This is a genomic window from Streptomyces cinereoruber, assembly GCF_009299385.1.
Lineage (GTDB): Bacteria > Actinomycetota > Actinomycetes > Streptomycetales > Streptomycetaceae > Streptomyces > Streptomyces bikiniensis.
The window spans coordinates 1,453,151-1,475,340 of the sequence record NZ_CP023693.1 but is presented as its reverse complement, the minus strand read 5'-3'; the positions used below and the strand labels follow the sequence as shown (position 1 = coordinate 1,475,340).

At 73.5% G+C, this 22,190-nt stretch carries 23 protein-coding genes; 18 read left to right on the top strand and 5 right to left on the bottom strand.

Annotation, left to right across the window (positions count from 1 at the left end; all coding sequences use genetic code 11):
* The first annotated feature begins 75 nt into the window (after positions 1 to 75).
* The 8 genes from CP977_RS06385 to CP977_RS06350 all read left to right on the top strand — a co-directional run bounded on the left by CP977_RS06385 (position 76) and on the right by CP977_RS06350 (position 8,692).
* Complete coding sequence (locus CP977_RS06385; RefSeq protein ID WP_152369758.1) at positions 76 to 1,185, top strand: quinone-dependent dihydroorotate dehydrogenase; 1,110 nt, start codon at positions 76 to 78, stop codon at positions 1,183 to 1,185.
* Positions 1,182 to 2,027 carry an orotidine-5'-phosphate decarboxylase gene (gene pyrF / locus CP977_RS06380; RefSeq protein WP_062758401.1) on the top strand — a complete coding sequence of 282 codons (846 nt, stop codon included), beginning with the start codon at positions 1,182 to 1,184 and terminating at the stop codon, positions 2,025 to 2,027. Before CP977_RS06385 ends, pyrF begins: the two co-directional genes overlap by 4 nt.
* 331 nt (positions 2,028 to 2,358) lie before the next feature.
* Positions 2,359 to 2,682 (top strand): integration host factor, encoded by a 324-nt coding sequence (locus tag CP977_RS06375; protein WP_030204477.1) that lies wholly within the window; start codon positions 2,359 to 2,361, stop codon positions 2,680 to 2,682.
* 72 nt (positions 2,683 to 2,754) lie between these two features.
* Positions 2,755 to 3,327: a guanylate kinase gene (gmk, locus tag CP977_RS06370; RefSeq protein WP_062758399.1), complete on the top strand. Its 573-nt coding sequence runs from the start codon at positions 2,755 to 2,757 to the stop codon at positions 3,325 to 3,327.
* Positions 3,328 to 3,381: 54 nt separating this feature from the next.
* Positions 3,382 to 3,654 (top strand): DNA-directed RNA polymerase subunit omega, encoded by a 273-nt coding sequence (gene rpoZ, locus CP977_RS06365; RefSeq protein WP_005319902.1) that lies wholly within the window; start codon positions 3,382 to 3,384, stop codon positions 3,652 to 3,654.
* 120 nt (positions 3,655 to 3,774) lie between these two features.
* A complete protein-coding gene (gene coaBC, locus CP977_RS06360; protein WP_229991596.1) occupies positions 3,775 to 4,986 on the top strand; it encodes a bifunctional phosphopantothenoylcysteine decarboxylase/phosphopantothenate--cysteine ligase CoaBC in 1,212 nt (403 codons plus the stop codon).
* 268 nt (positions 4,987 to 5,254) lie between these two features.
* On the top strand, positions 5,255 to 6,463 hold the full coding sequence (gene metK / locus CP977_RS06355) for a methionine adenosyltransferase (protein WP_062758393.1): 1,209 nt from the start codon (positions 5,255 to 5,257) through the stop codon (positions 6,461 to 6,463).
* Positions 6,464 to 6,559: 96 nt separating this feature from the next.
* A complete protein-coding gene (locus tag CP977_RS06350) occupies positions 6,560 to 8,692 on the top strand; it encodes a primosomal protein N' (RefSeq protein WP_152369757.1) in 2,133 nt (710 codons plus the stop codon).
* 134 nt (positions 8,693 to 8,826) lie between these two features.
* Here the strand turns inward: CP977_RS06350 and CP977_RS06345 are convergent, their stop codons facing one another.
* A complete protein-coding gene (locus CP977_RS06345) occupies positions 8,827 to 9,345 on the bottom strand; it encodes a hypothetical protein (RefSeq protein ID WP_062758386.1) in 519 nt (172 codons plus the stop codon).
* A 289-nt stretch (positions 9,346 to 9,634) separates the two neighbouring features.
* On the opposite strand from CP977_RS06345, the gene fmt reads away from it, so the two are divergent.
* On the top strand, positions 9,635 to 10,567 hold the full coding sequence (fmt, locus tag CP977_RS06340; RefSeq protein WP_109186985.1) for a methionyl-tRNA formyltransferase: 933 nt from the start codon (positions 9,635 to 9,637) through the stop codon (positions 10,565 to 10,567).
* Positions 10,568 to 10,628: 61 nt separating this feature from the next.
* Here the strand turns inward: fmt and CP977_RS06335 are convergent, their stop codons facing one another.
* Positions 10,629 to 11,006 carry an amphi-Trp domain-containing protein gene (locus CP977_RS06335; RefSeq protein WP_152369756.1) on the bottom strand — a complete coding sequence of 126 codons (378 nt, stop codon included), beginning with the start codon at positions 11,004 to 11,006 and terminating at the stop codon, positions 10,629 to 10,631.
* Entirely contained in the window at positions 11,003 to 11,626 is a 624-nt protein-coding gene (locus tag CP977_RS06330; RefSeq protein WP_079131431.1) for an HdeD family acid-resistance protein, read from the bottom strand. The genes CP977_RS06335 and CP977_RS06330 overlap by 4 nt, the downstream gene beginning before the upstream one ends.
* A 202-nt stretch (positions 11,627 to 11,828) precedes the next feature.
* Between CP977_RS06330 and CP977_RS06325 the strand changes: the two genes are divergently transcribed.
* The 7 genes from CP977_RS06325 to CP977_RS06295 all read left to right on the top strand — a co-directional run bounded on the left by CP977_RS06325 (position 11,829) and on the right by CP977_RS06295 (position 18,258).
* On the top strand, positions 11,829 to 13,241 hold the full coding sequence (locus tag CP977_RS06325) for an RsmB/NOP family class I SAM-dependent RNA methyltransferase (protein WP_062758381.1): 1,413 nt from the start codon (positions 11,829 to 11,831) through the stop codon (positions 13,239 to 13,241).
* 150 nt (positions 13,242 to 13,391) lie between these two features.
* The gene (gene rpe, locus CP977_RS06320; protein ID WP_062758379.1) at positions 13,392 to 14,075 is read left to right on the top strand and encodes a ribulose-phosphate 3-epimerase; all 684 of its coding nucleotides are present in this window, start codon (positions 13,392 to 13,394) and stop codon (positions 14,073 to 14,075) included.
* 169 nt (positions 14,076 to 14,244) lie between these two features.
* A complete protein-coding gene (locus CP977_RS06315; protein WP_062759299.1) occupies positions 14,245 to 15,261 on the top strand; it encodes a sugar-binding transcriptional regulator in 1,017 nt (338 codons plus the stop codon).
* A gap of 101 nt (positions 15,262 to 15,362) precedes the next feature.
* Entirely contained in the window at positions 15,363 to 15,800 is a 438-nt protein-coding gene (locus CP977_RS06310) for a guanyl-specific ribonuclease (RefSeq protein WP_062758377.1), read from the top strand.
* Positions 15,790 to 16,122: a barstar family protein gene (locus tag CP977_RS06305; protein ID WP_152369755.1), complete on the top strand. Its 333-nt coding sequence runs from the start codon at positions 15,790 to 15,792 to the stop codon at positions 16,120 to 16,122. The genes CP977_RS06310 and CP977_RS06305 overlap by 11 nt, the downstream gene beginning before the upstream one ends.
* A 105-nt stretch (positions 16,123 to 16,227) precedes the next feature.
* Positions 16,228 to 17,670, top strand: a complete 1,443-nt coding sequence (locus CP977_RS06300) for a GuaB1 family IMP dehydrogenase-related protein (RefSeq protein WP_167309030.1) — start codon at positions 16,228 to 16,230, stop codon at positions 17,668 to 17,670.
* A gap of 78 nt (positions 17,671 to 17,748) precedes the next feature.
* On the top strand, positions 17,749 to 18,258 hold the full coding sequence (locus CP977_RS06295; protein ID WP_062759298.1) for a GNAT family N-acetyltransferase: 510 nt from the start codon (positions 17,749 to 17,751) through the stop codon (positions 18,256 to 18,258).
* On the opposite strand, the gene CP977_RS06290 is transcribed toward CP977_RS06295, so the two are convergent.
* Positions 18,247 to 19,266, bottom strand: coding sequence for a GDSL-type esterase/lipase family protein (locus CP977_RS06290; protein WP_152369753.1), 1,020 nt, complete (start codon positions 19,264 to 19,266; stop codon positions 18,247 to 18,249). The genes CP977_RS06295 and CP977_RS06290 overlap by 12 nt on opposite strands.
* Before the next feature lie 342 nt (positions 19,267 to 19,608).
* Between CP977_RS06290 and CP977_RS06285 the strand changes: the two genes are divergently transcribed.
* Positions 19,609 to 21,084, top strand: a complete 1,476-nt coding sequence (locus CP977_RS06285; RefSeq protein WP_152369752.1) for an amino acid permease — start codon at positions 19,609 to 19,611, stop codon at positions 21,082 to 21,084.
* Positions 21,085 to 21,094: 10 nt separating this feature from the next.
* On the top strand, positions 21,095 to 21,550 hold the full coding sequence (locus CP977_RS06280; RefSeq protein ID WP_062758367.1) for an Lrp/AsnC family transcriptional regulator: 456 nt from the start codon (positions 21,095 to 21,097) through the stop codon (positions 21,548 to 21,550).
* Between the two features lie 13 nt (positions 21,551 to 21,563).
* On the opposite strand, the gene CP977_RS06275 is transcribed toward CP977_RS06280, so the two are convergent.
* Entirely contained in the window at positions 21,564 to 22,118 is a 555-nt protein-coding gene (locus CP977_RS06275; protein WP_062758364.1) for a hypothetical protein, read from the bottom strand.
* Positions 22,119 to 22,190: the final 72 nt, after the last annotated feature.

Below are 22,190 nucleotides of genomic sequence, written 5' to 3'. Positions count from 1 at the left end.
CGTACGGAGAAGGGGGGACACCGGCCACAGCGCGGTGTCCCCCTCTTCATGACCGAACAAGGGATATTTCGGACGATGTACAAGCTGTTCTTCCACCTGGTCTTCAAGCGCATGGACCCCGAGGAGGCCCACTACCTGGCCTTCCGCTGGATCCGCCTGGCCGCCCGCGTCCCGGTGCTCCGCACCTTCGTCGCCGCCGCCCTCGCCCCCCGGTACGAGGAGCTGCGCACCGAGGCCCTCGGCCTGCGCATGCACGGCCCCTTCGGCCTCGCCGCCGGCTTCGACAAGAACGCCGTCGCCATCGACGGCATGGCCATGCTCGGCTTCGACCACGTCGAGATCGGCACCGTCACCGGCGAGGCCCAGCCCGGCAACCCCAGGAAGCGCCTCTTCCGGCTCGTCCCGGACCGCGCCCTGATCAACCGCATGGGCTTCAACAACGAGGGCTCCGCCGCCGTCGCCGCCCGCCTCCACGCGCGCGTACCGGTGTTCAGGACGGTCGTGGGCGTCAACATCGGCAAGACCAAGGTCGTCCCCGAGGCCGAGGCCGCCGCCGACTACGTGAAGTCCACCGAGCGCCTCGCCGCGCACGCCGACTACCTCGTCGTCAACGTCTCCTCCCCGAACACCCCCGGCCTGCGCAACCTCCAGGCCACCGAGTCCCTGCGCCCCCTCCTGACGGCCGTACGGGAGGCCGCCGACCGCACGGCCACCGACCGCCGGGTCCCGCTCCTGGTCAAGATCGCCCCCGACCTGGCCGACGAGGACGTGGACGCGGTCGCCGACCTCGCCCTGGAGCTGGGCCTGGACGGCATCATCGCCACCAACACCACCATCGCCCGCGAGGGCCTGGGCCTGAAGTCCGCGCCCGAGCTGATCGAGGAGACCGGCGGGCTGTCCGGCCGCCCGGTCAAGCAGCGCTCCCTGGAGGTCCTGCGCCGCCTCCACGCGCGCGTGGGCGACCGCCTGGTCCTCGTCGGCGTCGGCGGCATCGAGAACGCCGAGGACGCCTGGCAGCGCATCCTCGCCGGCGCCACCCTGGTCCAGGGCTACAGCGCCTTCGTCTACGAGGGCCCCTTCTACGCCCGCGCGATCCACAAGGGCCTCGCCGCGCGCCTCGCGGCCTCCCCGTACGCCACCCTCGCCGAGGCCGTCGGCGCCGACAACCGAAAGGCCGCGAAATGACGATCCCCTTCGGCGCCCGCCTGCGCTCCGCCATGGACGAGCGCGGCCCGCTCTGCGTCGGCATCGACCCGCACGCCGCCCTGCTCGACTCCTGGGGCCTCACCGACGACATCGCCGGCCTGGAGCGCTTCACCTTCACCGTCGTGGAAGCCCTCGCCGGCACCGTGGCCGTCTTCAAGCCCCAGTCCGCCTTCTTCGAGCGCTTCGGCTCGCGGGGCGTGGCCGTCCTGGAGCGCGCCGTCTCCGACCTGCGCGCGGCGGGCGGCCTGGTCGTCATGGACGCCAAGCGCGGCGACATCGGCTCCACCATGGCCGCCTACGCCGAGGCCTTCCTGCGCAAGGACTCCCCGCTCTTCTCCGACGCGCTCACGGTCTCCCCGTACCTCGGCTACGGCTCCCTGAAGCCGGCCGTCGACCTGGCCCGGGAGTCCGGCGCCGGCCTCTTCGTCCTCGCCCTCACCTCGAACCCGGAGGGGAGCGAGGTCCAGCGGGCCGTCCGCACCGACGACCCCGCCGGGCGGACGATCGGCGCGACGATGCTCGCCCACCTGGCCGAGGAGAACGCGGGGGAGACCCCGATGGGCTCCTTCGGCGCGGTCGTCGGCGCCACCCTCGGCGACCTGTCCTCCTTCGACCTGGACATCAACGGCCCCCTCCTGGCCCCCGGCATCGGCGCCCAGGGCGCGACCCCCGCCGACCTCCCCGCCGTCTTCGGCGCGGCGGTCCGCAACGTCGTCCCGAACGTCAGCCGCGGGGTCCTGCGGCACGGTCCGGACGCGACCGCCCTGCGGGACTCGGCGCTCCGGTACGCGGACGAGATCCGCGCGGCCGTCGGCGCGTAACCCCTCCGGGGGGCGGGTGCGGACCGGTCCGGGGTCAATCCGCAGGTCGGAGCGGATCGGGCCGGTTCCGGCCTCCGCGCCGCCCCGCCGTCTCACCACTTGACGAAAACTTGGCTCAAAACCCGGTCGTTATGCCGGAAAAGTCCTGGTCGGTCGATGCTGACCAGGACTTTTCCGCTGTTCTCGCTGACTGGAGCGGCCTCGGCCGCTAGTCTCCGGGGCAGAGCAGGCGTTCAGCGGCCACTCCGTTGACCGTTGCTCCACTGGTGCGGGGCGACTAGGTTCCTCACCGGTCCGTATCCGACAGATCGACATCCGAGGTGACGTAGGCGTGGCTCTTCCGCCCCTTACCCCTGAACAGCGCGCTGCCGCGCTCGAGAAGGCCGCCGCGGCTCGCCGGGAGCGGGCCGAGGTCAAGAATCGACTCAAGCACTCCGGAGCCTCCCTCCACGAGGTCATCAAGACCGGCCAGGAGAACGACGTCATCGGCAAGATGAAGGTCTCCGCGCTCCTCGAGTCCCTGCCGGGCGTGGGCAAGGTCCGCGCCAAGCAGATCATGGAGCGGCTCGGCATCTCCGAGAGCCGTCGCGTGCGCGGTCTCGGTTCCAACCAGATCGCCTCCCTGGAGCGTGAGTTCGGCTCCACCGGCGCCTGACCTTTCGGGACATTCCCGGCATGCGGCGTCCTCCCTGCGCAAGCAGGGGTGAACCACTGGAATAATCGCTGCATGGCAGCAGAGGTACGTCCGCGGCTGACCGTGCTCTCCGGCCCCTCGGGGGTCGGCAAGAGCACGGTCGTCGCGCATATGCGCAAGGTCCACCCCGAGGTCTGGCTCTCGGTGTCGGCGACGACGCGGAAGCCCCGCCCCGGTGAGAAGCACGGCGTCCACTACTTCTTCGTGACGGACGACGAGTTCGACAAGCTGGTCGCCAACGGCGAGCTCCTCGAATGGGCCGAGTTCGCGGGCAACCGCTACGGCACCCCGCGCGGCGCGGTCCTCGACCGCCTCGACGCCGGCGAGCCCGTCCTCCTGGAGATCGACCTCCAGGGAGCCCGTCAGGTGAAGGACTCCATGCCCGAGTCCCAGCTGGTCTTCCTGGCCCCGCCGAGCTGGGAGGAGCTGGTCCGCCGCCTCACCGGCCGCGGCACCGAGTCCCCCGAGGTCATCGAGCGCCGCCTCGACGCCGCGAAGGTCGAGCTGGCCGCCGAGGCCGAGTTCGACACCACCCTCGTCAACACCTCCGTCGAGGACGTCGCGCGCGAGCTGCTAACGTTGATGCTGCTGTCTTCTGGGGAATGATCCCCAGGCTTTTGCAGTGTGTCTGATCTTTTTTCCATCTTCGGAAGGTAGAGCGTGTCCTCTTCCATCACCGCGCCCGAGGGCATCATCAACCCGCCGATCGACGAGCTGCTCGAGGCCACCGACTCGAAGTACAGCCTCGTGATCTACGCGGCCAAGCGCGCGCGTCAGATCAACGCGTACTACTCCCAGCTCGGCGAGGGCCTGCTGGAGTACGTGGGTCCGCTCGTCGACACCCACGTCCACGAGAAGCCGCTCTCGATCGCGCTGCGCGAGATCAACGCGGGCCTGCTGACGTCCGAGGCCATCGAGGGTCCGGCGCAGTAAACGCACGGCGTTTGTCATATCTGTCACCACAGGCCCGGCGGAGCATCCGCCGGGCCTGTGGTGTCTCATGGAGTCGTACGCATCCGAGTGCGCGTCCGAGTGCGGGGAGTCGTGGAAGTCGTGGCAAAGCCGAAGGTCGTCCTGGGCGTCAGCGGCGGCATCGCCGCCTACAAGGCGTGCGAGCTGCTCCGCAGGTTCACCGAGTCGGGCCACGACGTCCGGGTCGTGCCCACCGACTCCGCACTGCACTTCGTCGGCGAGGCCACCTGGTCCGCGCTCTCCGGGAACCCCGTCTCCACCGAGGTGTGGGAGTCCGTCCACGAGGTGCCGCACGTGCGCATCGGCCAGGCCGCCGACCTCGTCGTGGTCGCCCCCGCCACCGCCGACATGCTCGCCAAGGCCGCCCACGGCCTCGCCGACGACCTGCTCACCAACACGCTGCTCACCGCGCGCTGTCCCGTCGTCTTCGCCCCCGCCATGCACACCGAGATGTGGGAGCACCCGGCGACCCAGGAGAACGTGGCGACCCTGCGCCGCCGCGGCGCCGTCGTCGTCGAGCCCGCCGTCGGGCGCCTCACCGGCGCCGACACCGGCAAGGGCCGGCTCCCCGACCCCGGCGAGATCTTCGAGGTCTGCCGCCGCGTCCTGGCCCGGGGCGCCACCGCCCCCGACCTCGCCGGCCGCCACGTCGTGGTCAGCGCGGGCGGCACCCGCGAGCCCCTCGACCCCGTCCGCTACCTGGGCAACCGCTCCTCCGGCAAGCAGGGCTACGCCCTCGCCCGGGCCGCCGCCGCCCGGGGGGCCAGGGTCACCCTCGTCGAGGCCAACACCGGCCTCCCCGACCCGGCCGGCGTCGACGTCGTCCACGTCGGCACCGCCGTCCAGCTCCGCGAGGCCGTCCTCAAGGCCGTCGCCGACGCCGACGCGGTGGTCATGGCGGCCGCCGTCGCCGACTTCCGGCCGGCCGTCTACGCCCCCGGCAAGATCAAGAAGAAGGGCGACGACGGCGCCCCCGTGGTCGAGCTCGTCCGCAACCCCGACATCCTCGCCGAGCTCTCCGCCGACCGGGCCCTGCCCGGCCAGGTGGTCGTCGGCTTCGCCGCCGAGACCGACGACGTCCTCGCCAACGGACGCGAGAAGCTCGCCCGCAAGGGCTGCGACCTCCTCGTCGTCAACGAGGTGGGGGAGCGCAAGACCTTCGGCTCCGAGGAGAACGAGGCCGTGGTGCTCGCCGCGGACGGCGCCGAGACCCCCGTGCCGTACGGACCGAAGGAAGCGCTCGCCGAGACGGTCTGGGACCTGGTCCTGCCCCGGCTGCGTCCCACCGACTGAGATGTCCGGGTCCGGTCGCCGCCCGGCACGCCGCCGGCCGGGAGAAGGGGGCGAAACACCTCCTCGCGAGTGATTCGCGTCCCACCGGAACGGACGTTCCGCCCTTGTCGGCGGCCGGTTCCGGCCGCCGCGGGGCATTCGCCAGGCGAGACACCTGGTCCACACCCCGACCACGACCGATAGACTGTTCGTGGAACGTCGCGGGGCGCAGCCCCCTGCCGGTCCGAGCCACGAGTAGCCAGCAGCCGCTGCAACCCCAGGGAGCGTTGTGTCCCGTCGTCTGTTCACCTCGGAGTCCGTCACCGAGGGGCACCCCGACAAGATCGCTGACCAGATCAGCGACACCATCCTCGATGCCCTCCTGCGCGAGGACCCGACCTCGCGCGTCGCCGTCGAGACGCTGATCACCACCGGCCTGGTGCACGTGGCCGGCGAGGTGACCACCAAGGCGTGGGCGGACATCCCGACCCTCGTCCGGAACAAGATCCTGGAAATCGGTTACGACTCCTCGAAGAAGGGCTTCGACGGCGCCTCCTGCGGCGTGTCGGTGTCCATCGGGTCGCAGTCCCCGGACATCGCCCAGGGCGTGGACACCGCGTACGAGAAGCGGGTCGAGGGCGACGAGGACGAGCTGGACAAGCAGGGCGCGGGCGACCAGGGCCTGATGTTCGGGTACGCGTCGGACGAGACCCCCGAGCTGATGCCGCTGCCGATCCACCTGGCGCACCGGCTCTCGCGCCGCCTGACCGAGGTCCGCAAGAACGGCACCATCCCGTACCTGCGCCCCGACGGAAAGACCCAGGTCACCATCGAGTACGACGGCGACAAGGCCGTCCGCCTCGACACCGTCGTCGTCTCCTCGCAGCACGCGAGCGACATCGACCTGGAGTCGCTGCTCGCGCCCGACATCCGCGAGTTCGTCGTGGAGCACGTCCTCAAGCAGCTCGTCGAGGACGGCATCAAGCTCGACACCGACGGCTACCGCCTCCTGGTGAACCCGACCGGCCGCTTCGAGATCGGCGGCCCGATGGGCGACGCCGGCCTCACCGGCCGCAAGATCATCATCGACACGTACGGCGGCATGGCCCGCCACGGCGGCGGCGCCTTCTCCGGCAAGGACCCGTCGAAGGTGGACCGCTCGGCCGCCTACGCCATGCGCTGGGTCGCCAAGAACGTCGTCGCCGCCGGCCTCGCCGCGCGCTGCGAGGTCCAGGTCGCCTACGCGATCGGCAAGGCCGAGCCCGTCGGCCTCTTCGTCGAGACCTTCGGCACCAACACGGTCGACGTCGAGAAGATCGAGAACGCCATCGCCGAGGTCTTCGACCTCCGCCCGGCCGCGATCATCCGCGACCTCGACCTGCTGCGCCCGATCTACTCCCAGACCGCCGCCTACGGCCACTTCGGCCGCGAGCTGCCGGACTTCACCTGGGAGCGCACCGACCGCGTCGACGCCCTCAAGCAGGCCGCCGGGCTGTAAGCCCCGGACGCACGCGACCGAAGCCCGGCACCCCGCGAGGGGGAGCCGGGCTTCGGCCGTCCGGGCCTGTCGGTGGCGTCTGGTAGGTATGGGGCCGTGAGCAGCGAGAACGAGAAGCCCTCCGAGGAACCCGAGCAGCTCGCGCTCATTCGGGAGACCGTGCGGAAGGCGAAGGTGCCGCGGGCCAAGCCCCGGACGTGGCGGGGCGCCGCCCTCGCCAAGGAGCTGCCCGTCGCCCGGGTCGTCGTGAACAAGGGCGTGCTCCACCTCGACCAGTTCTTCGACTACGCGGTCCCCGAGGAGCTGGACGAGGCCGCCCGGCCCGGGGTGCGGGTGCGGGTGCGGTTCGGGGCCGGGGCGCACCAGGTCAAGAACGGGCGCCGGGAGGGCGGCCGGCTCATCGACGGCTTCCTCGTCGAGCGCCGGGCCGAGTCCGACTACTCCGGACCGCTCGCCGCCCTCGCCGACGTCGTCTCCCCGGAACCGGTCCTCGGCCCCGAACTCCTCGGCCTCGCCCGCGCCGTCGCCGACCGGTACGCGGGCAGCCTCGCCGACGTCCTCCAGCTCGCCGTGCCGCCGCGCAGCGCCGCCGCCGAGGGCCGCCCCTCCCCGGAGCCGCTGCCGCCGCCGCCCGCCCCGGAGCCGGGCAGCTGGACGCGGTACGAGCAGGGGCCCGCGTTCCTGGACTCCCTCGCGCACGGCGGGGCGCCCCGGGCCGTGTGGAACGCGCTGCCGGGGCCGTACTGGGCCGAGGAGATCGCCCGTGCCGTCGCCGCGACCCTCGCCTCCGGGCGCGGCGCCCTCGTCGTCGTCCCCGACGGACGGGCCGCCGACCGGGTCGACACGGCCCTGACCGAGGTCCTGGGGGAGGGGCGGCACGTGCTCCTCACCGCCGAGACCGGCCCCGAGAAGCGGTACGCGCGCTGGCTCGCCGCACGGCGCGGGTCGGTGCGGGCCGTCGTCGGCACCAGGGCGGCGATGTTCGCCCCCGTACGGGACCTCGGGCTCGTCGTCGTCTGGGACGACGGCGACGGCAGCCACAGCGAACTGCACGCCCCGCAGCCCCACACGCGCGAGGTGCTGCTGCTGCGCGCCGCCCACGACCGGTGCGCCTTCCTCCTGGGCAGTACGAGCTGCACCGTCGAGGCCGCCCAGCTCGTCGAGTCCGGCTGGGCCCGGGCGCTGACCGCCGGACGCGAGCGGGTCCGCGCGTCCGCCCCCCTGGTCCGCACCGTCGGCGACGGCGAACTCGCCCGGGACGAGGCCGCCCGCGCCGCCCGCCTCCCCTCGCTCGCCTGGCAGACCGTACGGGAGGGCCTGAAGACCGGCCCGGTGCTCGTCCAGGTGCCCCGCCGGGGGTACGTGCCCCGGCTGGCCTGCGAGCGCTGCCGGACGCCCGCCCGCTGCCGGCACTGCGCCGGACCCCTGGAGGCCCCCGGGCAGCGGGAGCTGCGCTGCGGCTGGTGCGGGCGCGACGACCCCGACTGGCACTGCGCGGAGTGCGGCTCGGTGCGGCTGCGCGCCCAGGTGGTCGGCGCGCGGCGGACCGCCGAGGAGCTGGGCCGGGCCTTCCCTGCGGTCCCGGTCCGCACCTCGGGCCGGGACCACGTCCTGGACAGCGTGCCCGGACGCCCCGCGCTCGTCGTCTCCACCCCCGGTGCCGAGCCCGTCGCCGAGGGCGGCTACGCGGCCGCGCTGCTCCTCGACGGCTGGGCCATGCTCGGCCGGCCCGACCTGCGCGCGGGCGAGGAGGCGCTGCGCCGCTGGATCGACGCGGCCTCCCTGGTGCGGGGGCAGGTCGAGGGCGGCACGGTCGTCGTGGTGGCCGAGCCGACGCTGCGGCCGGTGCAGGCGCTCGTCCGCTGGGACCCGGTCGGGCACGCCCGGCGCGAGCTGGCCGAGCGGGCCGAGCTGGGCTTCCCGCCGGTCTCCCGGATGGCCGCGGTGAGCGGCCCGCCGGAGGCCGTCGAGAGCTTCCTGGCGGCGGCCGCGCTGCCCCCCGACGCCGAGGTCCTCGGCCCGGTGCCGCTGCCCGTGGTGCGCCCCGGCGGCGCCCGCCGCCCCGGCGACCCGCCGCCGGGCGAGCAGTGGGAACGGGCCCTGGTCCGGGTCCCGCCGGGCAGCGGCGCGGCCCTGGCGGCCGCCCTCAAGCAGGCCCGGGCGGCCCGCACGGCACGTGGTGGAGGGGACCCGGTACGCGTCCGCGTGGACCCGTTGGACATCGGCTGAGGCGGGGAGTCCTTCCGTACGGACGAGGGGAGGGCCGCCCGCCCGCCGGGCACGCCACGGTCGCCCGGGGGTGCGAGACGGCCGCCCGTCCCACGAGGGGCGGGCGGCCGTGGCGTCTCGTGCGGCGGCGCCGCTCAGACGTTGCGGGGCGCGGGGAAGGCCGACGGGCGGGAGTCCTCGCGGAGGGCGGAGCCGCCCGAGGAGGGCTGTGGCGGCATCGAGCGGGCGGCGGGGACCGACGGGACGGGGCGGATGCCGCCCGGCTCCATCCCGCGCTCCTGCTCCGCGGCGGCGCTCTGCTGGGACGCCCGGCGGGCGCCGTAACGCCGGTGGACGGCCTGCTTGGTGACCCCGAGCGCGGAACCCACCGCGTCCCACGAGAAACCGAGCGAGCGGTCGAAGTCCACCGCCGCGGTCACCAGGGTCTCGACGCTGTCCCGCAGCTCCTGGGCGAGGCGTACGGTCGGGGCGGGCGCCCGCCCGTAGACGACGAAGCCCGTCGACGGGCCGGAGCGGCGAGGGCGGTAGACGTTGCCCAACTGGGCCGTGAGCGTGCGCAGCGCGTCCACCTGCCGCCGGACCCGCTCGATGTCCCGCACGAGCAGGTGCAGACTCGCCCGGGCTTGGGCGTCGTGGGTTGCGTGGTCGGCCATGTGAGAGCCTCTCGAACCGGCGATGAAGGAGCGGGTCGCCAGGGGAGCGGCGCGACCCGTTGAGGTCAATCTCTCTTGACCAACGCGCCACCGGGAGTTGGGTCACGCTGCGGGGGCGTACACGCATATGCGCGGGGCGCCCGCCCCCGCGTACGCCCCCTCCGCTCCTCTCCGTCCCCCCTCAGCCCCTCTCCGTCCCCGGCACCGCGCGCCGGGCGGGGGCTTCCCGATACGCCCTAGACTGGTGCGCTGCCCACAACGCCCCCGGAGAGACAGGCAGTCGCCACCCATGAAGCTCGTCTTCGCAGGCACCCCCGAGGTCGCCGTTCCCGCCCTGGACGCCCTGATCGCCTCCGGGCGGCACGAGGTGGCCGCGGTGGTCACCCGGCCCGACGCCCCGGCGGGGCGCGGCCGGCGGCTCGTCGCCAGCCCGGTGGCCCAGCGGGCGGAGGAGGCGGGGATCGAGGTCCTCAAGCCGGCCAGGCCCCGCGACGAGGACTTCCTCGCCCGGCTGCGGGAGATCGCGCCGGACTGCTGCCCGGTCGTCGCGTACGGCGCGCTGCTGCCCAAGGTCGCCCTCGACGTCCCGGCCCGCGGCTGGGTCAACCTGCACTTCTCGCTGCTGCCCGCGTGGCGCGGCGCGGCGCCCGTGCAGCACGCGCTGATGGCGGGCGACCAGGTGACCGGCGCCTCGACCTTCCTGATCGAGGAGGGCCTGGACTCCGGGCCGGTCTACGGCGTGGTCACCGAGGACGTGCGCCCGACCGACACCAGCGGCGACCTGCTGACCCGGCTCGCCTTCGCCGGCGCCGGGCTGCTCGCCGCGACCATGGACGGCATCGAGGACGGCACCCTCCAGGCCGTCCCGCAGCCCGTCGAGGGCGTCACCCTCGCCCCGAAGATCCGGGTCGAGGACGCCCACGTCGACTTCGCGGCCCCCGCGCTGCGGGTGGACCGCGTGGTGCGCGGCTGCACCCCGGCCCCCGGCGCCTGGACCGTCTTCCGCGGCGAGCGCCTCAAGCTGATCCAGGCCGTCCCCCTCCCGGACCGCACCGACCTGGCCCCGGGCGAGCTGTCGGTCGGCAAGAACAACGTGTACGCGGGCACCGGCTCGTACGCCGTCGAACTCGTCTGGGTCCAGCCCCAGGGCAAGAAGCCGATGAAGGCCGCCGACTGGGCCCGCGGGGTGCGGATCGCCCCGGGGGAGCGCCTGGGCGCGTAGGGGGCGGCTCGCCGATCGGGCCGGACCGGGGAGACACCCCCGGGCACCCGGCGGACCGGTGTCAGGACGATCCGGCGGAACGTTTCGCGGACGTCCTCCTGCGGGTGGCGGCACCGGAGCGCTTGGGCTTGGGTGCGGGCGGGGCGTCCCCGTCCTGTTCCGCCTCCTCCTCGCCCTCCGCCCGGGGCCTCGTCCGCGGCTTCGGGCGGGGGCCCGCGACCGGCCACTTCAGCTCGATCTCCAGCTCCACCTCGCCCTCTCCCGTCTCGACCTCGATCTCGGTCCGGACCTCGTCCGGGACGTGCAGGCTCAGCCTGCCGTGGCCGATGTCCCACTCGACGTCCCCGCCCTCCTTCAGGGCGGTCGCGAGCGCCATCAGCTGCTCCGCGGCTTCGAGACGCGAGACGGAGCGCTTCTGTTCGAACTTCAGGTCCTTCATGACCGACTTCCACTTCGGATACGGGAGGGGGCGGCGCCCGCCCCGCGCAGCGCCGAGCGCCAGGCCAGGGCGAGCGCGGTCTCGGCCAGGCCGAGGAGGACGAGCCAGAGGCCGAGCAGCCGGGTCAGGGCCCGGGCCGACTCGGCGGGAAGGGCCAGCACCACGATGCCGGCGGCGATGCCGAGGACGGCGACCGCGACCACCAGGCCCCGGCGCGGCAGGTGTTCGGCGGCGACGGCGCCGTACAGCGCGACGACTCCGGAGACCAGCCAGACGGCGCCCACGACGAGGGAGAGCGCGGCGACCGTCTGGAGCGGATGGCGCAGGCACAGCACCCCGCCCAGGACGAACAGGACGGCCACGAGCAGCCCGGGGAGCCGTTCGCCGGCGTCCCGGCGGCCGAAGACCATGACGAAGCGGAAGGCCCCCGTCGCGAGCAGGTAGAGGCCGATCAGCACGCCCAGGACGTGGAGGGTCGCGTCCGGCCAGACCAGGGCCATGACGCCGGGCACCAGCGTCACGACCGCCGCGCCGAGGAACCAGGTCCAGGAGGCGCCCAGCCGCGCCAGCCGGTCCGCCGGGCCGGCCGTCGTGGGAGCGGTGCCGAACGGAGAGACCATGTCTCCTCCTCCCGAATACCTGGATACCCGAATAGGGGTGATTCCGGGGTTATGTCCCGTTAATCGCATTTTGACCGTACCGTGCGGTACGCGGGCTGTCGCGCGCGGCGGCGGTCGCGGGACCACGCCGCTCCGGCCCGCCACCGGCAAGGGACTACGCTGGGAGCGTTCGACCTCGTCATTTCGTCACGCGGAGCACCTTTTGAGCGAGCAGGCACGTCGCCGTCCCCCCAAGCCCTACCGGAAGCCCAAGAAGGACCCGGTCCGGATGCTCGCCTTCGAGGCGCTGCGGGCGGTCGACGAGCGGGACGCCTACGCGAACCTGGTGCTGCCGCCGCTCCTGCGCAAGGCCCGCGAGGCCGGGGACTTCGACGGACGGGACGCGGCCCTCGCGACCGAGCTGGTGTACGGGACGCTGCGCCGCCAGGGCACGTACGACGCCATCGTCGCCGCCTGCGTCGACCGCCCGCTGCGCGAGGTCGACCCGCCCGTGCTCGACGTGCTCGCGCTCGGCGCGCACCAGCTGCTCGGCACCCGCATCCCCACCCACGCCGCCGTCTCCGCCAGCGTCGAACTGGCGCGGGTGGTGCTCGGCGACGGACGGGCCAAGTTCGTGAACGCCGTGCTGCGGAAGATCTCCCAGCACGACCTCGAGGCCTGGGTGGAGCGGGTCGCCCCGCCGTACGACGAGGACCCCGAGGACCACCTCGCCGTCGTCCACTCGCACCCCCGCTGGGTCGTCTCGGCCCTCTGGGACTCGCTCGGCGGCGGCCGCGCCGGGATCGAGGACCTCCTGGAGGCGGACAACGAACGCCCCGAGGTCACCCTCGTCGCCCGCCCCGGCCGCTCCACCACCGAGGAGCTCGCCGCGGCCACCGAGACCCTGCCGGGCCGCTGGTCCCCGTACGCCCTGCGGATGGCGGAGGGCGGCGAGCCCGGCGCCATCGAGGCCGTCAAGGAGGGCCGGGCCGGCGTCCAGGACGAGGGCAGCCAGCTCGTCGCCCTCGCCCTCGCGAACGCCCCCCTCGAAGGGCCCGACGCCCGCTGGCTCGACGGCTGCGCGGGCCCCGGCGGCAAGGCCGCGCTCCTCGCCGCCCTCGCCGCCGAGCGGGGCGCCGCCCTCCTCGCCTCCGAGAAGCAGCCGCACCGCGCCCGCCTGGTCGAGCGCGCCCTCGCCGGCAACCCCGGCCCGTACCAGGTGATCGCCGCCGACGGCACCCGCCCGCCGTGGCGCCCCGGCTCCTTCGACCGGGTCCTGGTGGACGTGCCCTGCTCGGGCCTCGGCGCCCTGCGCCGCCGCCCCGAGGCCCGCTGGCGCCGCCGCCCCGAGGACCTGGACGGCTTCGCCCCGCTCCAGCGCGGACTGCTCACCGAGGCGCTGCGCGCGGTGCGCGTCGGCGGCGTCGTCGGATACGCGACCTGCTCGCCGCACCTGGCCGAGACCCGGATCGTCGTCGACGACGTCCTCAAGCGGACCGGCGGCGCCGAGCTGGTCGACGCCCGCCCGCTGCTGCCCGGCGTCCCCGCCCTCGGCGAGGGCCCGGACGTTCAGCTGTGGCCGCATCTGCACGGTACGGACGCCATGTACCTGGCGCTGCTGCGCCGGACCGCCTGACCCCGGACCGTCCCGCCCTTCGATCGTCCGACCGCAATATCCCGGTCCGTCCGGGTCCCGGGCTCGTCGTTTCGTACCGAACCTGGTCCGGACCTGAATCGAAACCGCTCAGCGGCAAAGAAGTGCCCAAGAACGTGGGAGGCTTGGCGCATGGCGCAGATCAACCCCAGCATCCTGTCCGCGGACTTCGCCCGGCTCGCCGAGGAGGCGAAGGCGGTCGAGGGAGCCGACTGGCTGCACGTCGACGTGATGGACAACCACTTCGTCCCCAACCTGACGCTGGGCGTGCCGATCGTGGAGTCCCTCGCCCGCGCGACGGACACCCCGCTCGACTGCCACCTGATGATCGAGGACCCCGACCGCTGGGCCCCGCAGTACGTGGAGGCCGGCGCCGGTTCGGTGACCTTCCACGTCGAGGCGGCCGCCGCCCCCGTGCGGCTCGCGCGGGAGATCCGGGCCAAGGGCGCCCGCGCCTCGATGGCGCTCAAGCCGGCCACGCCCATCGAGCCGTACGAGGACCTGCTCCCCGAGCTCGACATGCTGCTGATCATGACCGTCGAGCCCGGCTTCGGCGGCCAGGCCTTCCTCGACATCATGCTCCCCAAGATCCGCCGCACCCGCGAGCTGATCTCCAAGCACGGCCTGGAGCTGTGGCTCCAGGTGGACGGCGGGGTCGCGGAGTCCACGATCGAGCGGTGCGCCGAGGCCGGCGCCGACGTCTTCGTCGCGGGCTCGGCGGTGTACGGAGCGGCCGACCCGGCCGCCGCCGTCGCCTCGCTGCGGGCCCGCGCCGAGACCGCGACGGCCTCCGCCGCGTGGGCGTGTGGACACTGAGCCTCCGGTGGATGAACGCGGCCCGTCGGGCCGCCGACAGGACTGATCAAGGCCCGTCGTTTCTGACAGGATGAACAGCGGGTCCGGAGTGTGAACGACTCCGGTACGTGAACGGCGTGACGTGAGCAAGCGGTACGTGAACGGCAGTGAGGAGATCGCGGTGGCGGGAATGTCGGCGGGACGGTCAGCCCTGCGGATGGGCCCCGCGGAGCTGGTGCAGGCGGCGGCCATGGCCCGCCGCTTCTACCTGGAGGGCAAGTCCAAGATCCAGATCGCCGAGGAGTTCGGCGTGAGCCGCTTCAAGGTGGCCCGGGTCCTGGAGACCGCCCTGGAGCGCGACCTCGTACGGATCGAGATCCGCGTACCGGCCGAGCTGGACGCCGAGCGCTCCGACGCGCTCCGCGCCCGCTACGGGCTCCGCCACGCCGTCGTCGTCGAGTCCCCGGCGGAGGGCGAGGACGAATCGCCCGACCCGGAGAACCTCGGCGAGGTCGCCGCCGACCTGCTCGGCGAGCTGGTCACCGAGGGCGACGTCCTCGGCCTGGCCTGGGGCCGCTCCACCATCCACATGGCGGCCGCGCTCGACCGGCTGCCGCCCTGCACGGTCGTCCAGCTCACCGGCGTGTACGACGCCGGGACCGCCGAGCGCGGCTCCGTCGAGGCCGTCCGCCGGGCCGCCCAGGTCTCCGGCGGCGAGGCCCACCCCATCTACGCCCCGATGCTGCTGCCCGACCCGGCGACGGCCGCCGCCCTGCGCAGCCAGACCGGCATCGCGCGCGCCTTCGAGTACTTCGACAAGGTGACCGTCGCCTGCGTCTCCATCGGCTCCTGGGAGCCGGGCATCTCCACCGTCCACGACATGCTCTCCGACGAGGAGCGCGCCCACTACGCCTCCCTCGGCGTGGCCGCCGAGATGTCCGCACACCTCTTCGACACCGAGGGGCGTCGGGTCGGCCGCGACCTGGGCGAGCGCTGCATCACCGTCGAGGCGGACCGGCTGCGCCGCATCCCCGAGGTCGTTGCCATCGCCGGCGGCCAGCGCAAGGCGGCGGCGATCGGCGCGGTGCTCCGCTCCGGGCTCGTCACCAGCCTGGTGACCGACCGCGCCGCGGCGGACTACCTGCTCACCGAGTCCCGGCCGGGCACCCACCCGGCGCTCGACCGGACGGACCCCGACGGCAGCTGAACCGCGCGTGCCCCGGGTCTTCGGCGGTGCGTACGACGCCATGCGTTCGCGCCGCGCGTGCCCCCGGGGCCGGAGCCGTTCCGCGACGCTATGTTCGGAACATGCTGCTCCGGCCCCCGCGCGTGCTCCTCGCGCTCGTCCTCGCCGTCCTCCTGGGCGGCTTCCTGTTCGGATGCTCCCCGACCGCCGGAGGCGCGGGAACCGCCGCCCCGACCCGTACGACCGCCACCGCCACGCCCACCGGCGCCTCCGGCCTGCCCGTCGTGCGGGCCGCCGACCTGCCGCCCGAGGCGCGCGGGACGCTCGACCTCATCGCGCGCGGCGGGCCCTACCCGTACGCCAAGGACGGCGCCGTCTTCTCCAACTTCGAGAAGGTCCTGCCCCGCGAGGAGCGCGGCTACTACCGCGAGTACACCGTGAGGACCCCCGGCGAACGCGACCGGGGCGCGCGCCGCATCGTCACCGGGCGCAGCGGCGAGACGTACTACACCGACGACCACTACGAGACCTTCCGGGAGGTGGTCACGGATGGGGCTTGACGACCCCGTCGTCCTCGACCTGACCGGCGTCGCGGACAAGGCAGCCCTCATGGAGCGGTGCGCCGAAGCGCTCGGACTGCCCGACTGGTTCGGCCGCAACTGGGACGCCCTCGCCGACTGCCTCACCGACCTGCCCCGGCCGGTCGTCCTCGTCGTCACCGGCTGGCGGGGGTACGCCGAGGCCCGGCCGCGCGAGTGGCGGACCGCCCAGGAGGTCTTCGCCACGGCCGCCGACGAGAGCCCCGCCCGCCTCTCCGTCCTCCTCTCCCTGGGGGAGTCTTTCGGAGGATCCTCCGAACCACCTGCCGCGAGACTCGGATGATCGGCCCGGGGCTGGTATTCGTACACCCGTGGGACAATGAACTACGTGCTTTTTCCCCTGGCTGAAATGCCTAGGGGCCGATCCGAACGACTGGGATGTCAGCACGTGCGTTTCCTCAATGACGTCAAGCCGCCCTACGACCTGACGTACGACGATGTGTTCATGGTGCCGAGACGCTCGGCCGTGGGCTCCCGCCAGGCCGTGGACCTCTCCTCCCCCGACGGCACCGGGACGACGATCCCGCTCGTCGTGGCCAACATGACCGCCGTCGCCGGCCGCCGGATGGCCGAGACCGTCGCCCGCCGCGGCGGCCTGGTCGTCATCCCGCAGGACATCCCGATCGAGGTCGTCACCGACGTGATCTCGTGGGTGAAGAGCCGCCACCACGTCCTCGACACCCCGATCGTCCTGGAGCCGCACCAGACCGTCGCCGACGCGCTCGCGCTGCTGCCCAAGCGCGCCCACGACGCCGGCGTGGTCGTCGACGAGGACCGGCGCCCGGTGGGCGTCGTCACCGACGCCGACCTCTCCGGCGTGGACCGCTTCACCCAGCTCTCCGAGGTCATGTCCAAGGACCTGCTCCTCCTGGACGCGGACATCGACCCCCGCGAGGCCTTCAACACCCTCGACGCCGCCAACCGCCGCTACGCCCCCGCCGTCGACGCGGAGGGCAAGCTGGCCGGCATCCTGACCCGCAGGGGCGCCCTGCGCGCGACCCTCTACACCCCGGCCGTCGACGCGAAGGGCCGGCTGCGGATCGCCGCCGCCGTCGGCATCAACGGCGACGTGGCGGGCAAGGCCAAGCAGCTCCTCGACGCGGGCGTCGACACGCTCGTCATCGACACCGCGCACGGCCACCAGGAGTCGATGATCTCCGCCATCCGGACCGTCCGGGCGCTCGACCCGCAGGTCCCGATCGTCGCGGGCAACATCGTCGCCGCCGAGGGCGTCAAGGACCTGATCGAGGCGGGCGCGGACGTCATCAAGGTCGGCGTCGGCCCCGGCGCCATGTGCACCACCCGCATGATGACCGGTGTCGGCCGCCCGCAGTTCTCGGCGGTCCTGGAGTGCGCCGCCGAGGCGAAGAAGTACGGCAAGCACGTCTGGGCCGACGGTGGCGTCCGGCACCCGCGCGACGTCGCCATGGCGCTCGCCGCCGGCGCCTCCAACGTGATGATCGGCTCCTGGTTCGCCGGCACGTACGAGTCGCCGGGCGACCTCCACCAGGACGCCCAGGGGCGCTTCTACAAGGAGTCCTTCGGCATGGCCTCGGCCCGCGCCGTCAAGAACCGCACCTCCGACGAGTCCGCCTACGACCGCGCCCGCAAGGCGCTGTTCGAGGAGGGCATCTCCACCTCCCGCATGTTCCTCGACCCGCAGCGTCCGGGCGTCGAGGACCTGATCGACTCGATCATCGCGGGCGTCCGCTCCTCCTGCACCTACGCCGGTGCCGGCTCGCTCGCCGAGTTCGAGGAGAAGGCCGTGGTCGGCATCCAGTCCGCCGCCGGCTACGCCGAGGGCAAGCCGCTGCACGCCAGCTGGAGCTAGTCCCCCGCACGCACGAAGGCCGTGGGCCCCCGGGAAAACCGCTCCCGGGGGCCCACGGCCATCCCGTACGGTCACGGCATGGAGCGTACGGAGATCAGGCCCTGCCGTGCCGAGGACGTCCCCCTGCTCGACCGGCACCTGCCCGCCCCGGGCGCCCCGGCGCGCCACGCCGACCGGTTCGCGCGCCAGGAGGCCGGGACCGGCACCTATCTGCTCGCCTGGCGGGGCGGCGAGCCCGTCGGGCACGGCCAGGTGCGCTGGGACGGCTGCGCGGCGCCCGAGGTGCGGGCCGCCGTCGGGGACTGCCCGGAGTTCAACGGCCTCGACGTACGGGCCGACCTCCGGGGCCGGGGCATCGGCACGGCCCTGGTCCGCGCCGCCGAGGAGCTGGTCCGTGCGCGCGGGGGCACCGCCCTGGGCCTCGGGGTCGCCCACGCCAATCCGCGCGCGGCGGCCCTCTACGCGCGACTCGGCTACGTGCCCGTCACGGCGTACACCGACCGCTGGAGCCGGACGGACCGGGACGGCCGCGTCCACGAGGAGGCGGACCCCTGCGCCTTCCTGGTCAGGGAGCTGTCAGCGGACTGACGGGGCCGGGGGCCCGACCGGGAGGTCCGAGAACCCGCGCAGGGCCTCCGCCACCGCCGCCGCGATCCGGGCGTGCCCCCGGTCGTTCGGGTGCAGGCCGTCCGCCAGGTGCTCCGGGCCGAGCAGCGGGCCGCCGGAGAGGACGAGCAGGTGCCCGTCGCCCTCCGCCGCCAGGTCCCGGCCCGCCCGCTCCATCGCCCGGCGCAGCTCCGTGAGGGTCGCCCCCAGGGCGTTGCGGGTGTGCTCGGCCTCCGGGCGCAGGACGGGCGAGACGATCAGCAGCGGGGTCTCGGGATGGCCCTTGCGGACGAGCCCGACGAAGGCCCGCACCGTCTCGTACAGCCAGTCCGCCGTCGCGGGCGCCTTGGACCAGCAGTTGGTGCCGAACGCGAGGGTGATCAGCTCGCCCGGGAGCCGCGCCAGGTGCTCGGCGAGGGGCAGCTCGCCGCGCGCCGCGCCCGCGTACCCCAGGTTGACCGGGTCGAGGCCGAGCGTGCGGCCCGCCGTGGCCGGCCAGGAGCGGGCCGGGCGGGTCGACCACCAGCCCTCCGTGATCGAGTCGCCGTGGACGAGCCAGCGGGGCCGGGCCGGGGCGGGGGAGAGGGCGCCGCCGACGGCCCGCAGGGCGAGCGGCACGGGCGCCTGGCCCTCCGGCAGGTACACGCTGAAGACGCCGCCGCCCGGGGGCAGCGCGAGCTTCACGACGGCCTCGGCGGCCGGGGCGACACAGGTCTCCCCGACGAACCGCGCCCCGCTCCACAGCGCGAAGCAGTGGCGCAGGTCCCGCAGCGGGTCGTCCGGGTCCGGCACGGCCGCCCGGTAGCGCAGCTCCACCGCGCGCGTGCCGGGCGCCGCCGTGAACTCGATCCGCACCCCGATGGGCAGTTCGGCCCGCGCCGCCACGTCCCACGGCAGCCGTGCCAGGTCGTCCGGATCGGCCCGCACGGGCCGCTTCCCGTCCAGCCAGGCCGTACCGCGCAGGAACGGTTCCGGGTCGAGCCAGTCCACCGAGGCCTCCGATCGTCGGGCTGCCGGGCCTCGTGGAACGGGTCGTCCGGCACGGGATCACGCGGGTGCGTGGATCGCTGCATGCCCCCGATGTACTGATTCATGCGGGGGAGCGCAATGTTTCCCCCGTTCGTGCCGGAAGTGCGCAATGATCATCCGTCATTGCGCAACAACCCTGCATTACGAGTGCGAAGCCTGGCCCTTAGGCTCATGCCTCGTACCAGGAGTGGCGGCGACCGTCTGCTCGGCGGTTCCGTCCCCCCCGCGGGTCTGCTTCGGCATGCCCGCACACCGCCGCGGTCCCCGCTCCGCCCCCACAGGCAGCGATAAGGAGCCTCCGCAGTGCTGGACCACGGCGCAGCCCCACCGGTCGACGACACGACCGCCCCCAAGCCCTCCGCTCTCGACGCCCTCACCCGCCGCAAGCCGGTGGAAGCCCTGGTCGCTGAGGGTGGGCAGGGCGAGGGCGGCAGCCTCCGCCGCTCCCTCTCGATGTGGCAGCTGACCATGATCAGCATCGGCGCCACGCTCGGCACGGGCATCTTCGTCGTCCTCGGCGACGCCGTCCCGGAGGCCGGCCCCGCGGTCACCCTGGCCTTCGTCATCGCCGGCCTCGCGGCCCTGTTCTCCGCCCTCTCGTACGCCGAGCTGGCCGGCTCCATACCGGTCGCGGGCTCCTCGTACTCGTACGCGTACGCAACGATGGGCGAACTCGTCGCCTGGGTCTGCGGCTGGTGCCTGGTCCTGGAGTACGGCGTCTCGGTCGCCGCCGTGGCCGTCGGCTGGGGCGAGTACCTCAACGAGCTGCTCGACGGGACCATCGGCGTCACCCTCCCCGCCGCGGTCTCCTCCGCGCCCGGCGAGGGCGGCTTCATCAACCTGCCCGGTCTGATCGTCGTCCTGCTCGCGATGGTCTTCCTGCTCGGCGGCGCCCGTGAGTCCGCCGTCGTCAACACGATCATGGTCTTCGTGAAGATCGCCGCGCTCCTGCTCTTCTGCGCCATCGGCTTCATGGGCTTCAAGTCCGGCAACTACGCCGACTTCATGCCGCTCGGCATGGCCGGCGTCGGCGCCGCCGGAGCCACCCTCTTCTTCTCGTACATCGGCTTCGACGCCGCCTCCACCGCCGGTGAGGAGGCGAAGAACCCGAAGCGCGACCTCCCCCGCGCGATCATGCTCTCGCTGCTCATCGTCACCGTCCTCTACGTCCTGGTCGCGGCCGTCGCCGTCGGCGCGTGGAACTGGAAGGACTTCGACGGCTCCGAGGCCACGCTCGCCGCGATCATGAACGACGTCAGCGGCCAGAAGTTCTGGGGCACCCTGCTCGCCGCCGGCGCCGTCATCTCGATCGCCAGCGTCGTGCTCACCGTGCTCTACGGCCAGACCCGGGTGCTCTTCGCGATGTCCCGCGACGGCCTCGTGCCCAAGGTCTTCGGCAAGGTCGACGCCAAGACCGGCACCCCCCGCGTCAACACCGTCATCGTGTCGCTGTTCTGCGGCGCCCTCGCCTCCGTCATCCCGCTGGGCAAGCTCGTCGACGCCACCAGCATTGGCACCCTGTTCGCCTTCGCGCTGGTCAACGTCGCGGTGATCGTGCTCCGCAAGACCCGCCCGACGATGGACCGCACCTTCCGCGTGTCGCTCGGCTGGACCTTCCCGATCCTCGGCTTCGCGGCCTGCGCGTACCTCATGTACAACCTGGACGCGATCACCTGGGCCGTCTTCGGTTGCTGGATGGCCGCCGGGCTCGTGTTCTACTTCCTGTACGGCATGCGCCGCTCCCGCCTGGCCACCGCAGCGCCCTCAGCAGAGAAGTGATCCACCCGTAGTGCGACTCAACGACCTCGACGAACGCATCGTCCACGCCCTCGCGGAGGACGCCCGCCGCTCGTACGCCGACATCGGCTCGCTCGTCGGCCTCTCCGCGCCCGCCGTGAAGCGGCGCGTGGACCGGCTCCGGGCCGAGGGCGCCATCACCGGCTTCACCGTACGGGTGGACCCGGCGGCGCTCGGCTGGGAGACCGAGGGGTTCGTCGAGATCTACTGCCGCCACAACACCTCGCCGGACGACATCCGGCGGGGTCTGGAGCGGTATCCCGAGGTGGTGTCCGCGTCGACCGTCACCGGTGACGCGGACGCCGTCGTCCAGGTCTTCGCCGCGGACATGCGCCACTTCGAGCGGGTCCTGGAGCGGATCGCGGGCGAGCCCTTCGTGGAGCGCACCAAGTCCGTCCTGGTGCTCTCGCCGCTGCTGCGGCGCTTCTCCTCGGGCTCGCCCGCGTAGGACCCGCCCGGGGTCACTCCGTCGGGTAGTCCATGTGCCAGGGCAGCACCTTGAAGTCACCGGTGCCGGCCTTCACCTTCTCGAAGGGGGCGGCGCTCATGCACGGCGGCAGCTCTTCGTACACCTCCTCGGTGATCCAGCTGTAGCCCAGGCGGTCGCGCTTCCCGTCGTCGTGCACCGAGATCCCGACCCGCTTGTTCCGGAAGCCGTCCACGTCGGTCTCGGTCACGACGCCCGTCACCACGGCCACCTTGCCGCCCGTGGTGAGGCAGTCGACCTTCGCCACCGCGTAGCCCCCTTGGCCGTTCTTGTAGTGGCTGAACCGGAAGGTGCCGGTCGCGGCCTGCGGGTCCATGTTGTCCTTCGCCGCCAGGTGCGCGTCGAAGGAGAACGTGATGTCGTCCCCGGCCGGCCGGTACAGCTCGGCCGTGCCGGTCAGCGCGGCCGCCTCCCGCTCGCCGGGCCGGGCGGACGCCGGGTCCCCGCCGGAGGCGGCGGCGGAACCGGCGGCCCCCGCCGTGATCAGGAGGGCGGCGGTCAGAGCGGTGATCCTCGTACGACGGTTCATGGCCGTTCCGTTCCTTTCGGCTGGTCAACCGGGCGAGGACCACTCTTCCGGGCGGGCCGTGCCGGCACGTCG

Bases quoted from the DNA above. Each gene is read 5' to 3' on its own strand.
- CP977_RS06385 (WP_152369758.1), top strand. From the start codon at position 76: ATGTACAAGCTGTTCTTCCACCTGGTCTTCAAGCGCATGGACCCCGAG.
- pyrF (WP_062758401.1), top strand. From the start codon at position 1,182: ATGACGATCCCCTTCGGCGCCCGCCTGCGCTCCGCCATGGACGAGCGC.
- gmk (WP_062758399.1), top strand. From the start codon at position 2,755: ATGGCAGCAGAGGTACGTCCGCGGCTGACCGTGCTCTCCGGCCCCTCG.
- CP977_RS06345 (WP_062758386.1), bottom strand. From the start codon at position 9,345: ATGGCCGACCACGCAACCCACGACGCCCAAGCCCGGGCGAGTCTGCAC.
- fmt (WP_109186985.1), top strand. From the start codon at position 9,635: ATGAAGCTCGTCTTCGCAGGCACCCCCGAGGTCGCCGTTCCCGCCCTG.
- CP977_RS06335 (WP_152369756.1), bottom strand. From the start codon at position 11,006: ATGAAGGACCTGAAGTTCGAACAGAAGCGCTCCGTCTCGCGTCTCGAA.
- CP977_RS06330 (WP_079131431.1), bottom strand. From the start codon at position 11,626: ATGGTCTCTCCGTTCGGCACCGCTCCCACGACGGCCGGCCCGGCGGAC.
- rpe (WP_062758379.1), top strand. From the start codon at position 13,392: ATGGCGCAGATCAACCCCAGCATCCTGTCCGCGGACTTCGCCCGGCTC.
- CP977_RS06315 (WP_062759299.1), top strand. From the start codon at position 14,245: ATGTCGGCGGGACGGTCAGCCCTGCGGATGGGCCCCGCGGAGCTGGTG.
- CP977_RS06310 (WP_062758377.1), top strand. From the start codon at position 15,363: ATGCTGCTCCGGCCCCCGCGCGTGCTCCTCGCGCTCGTCCTCGCCGTC.
- CP977_RS06305 (WP_152369755.1), top strand. From the start codon at position 15,790: ATGGGGCTTGACGACCCCGTCGTCCTCGACCTGACCGGCGTCGCGGAC.
- CP977_RS06295 (WP_062759298.1), top strand. From the start codon at position 17,749: ATGGAGCGTACGGAGATCAGGCCCTGCCGTGCCGAGGACGTCCCCCTG.
- CP977_RS06275 (WP_062758364.1), bottom strand. From the start codon at position 22,118: ATGAACCGTCGTACGAGGATCACCGCTCTGACCGCCGCCCTCCTGATC.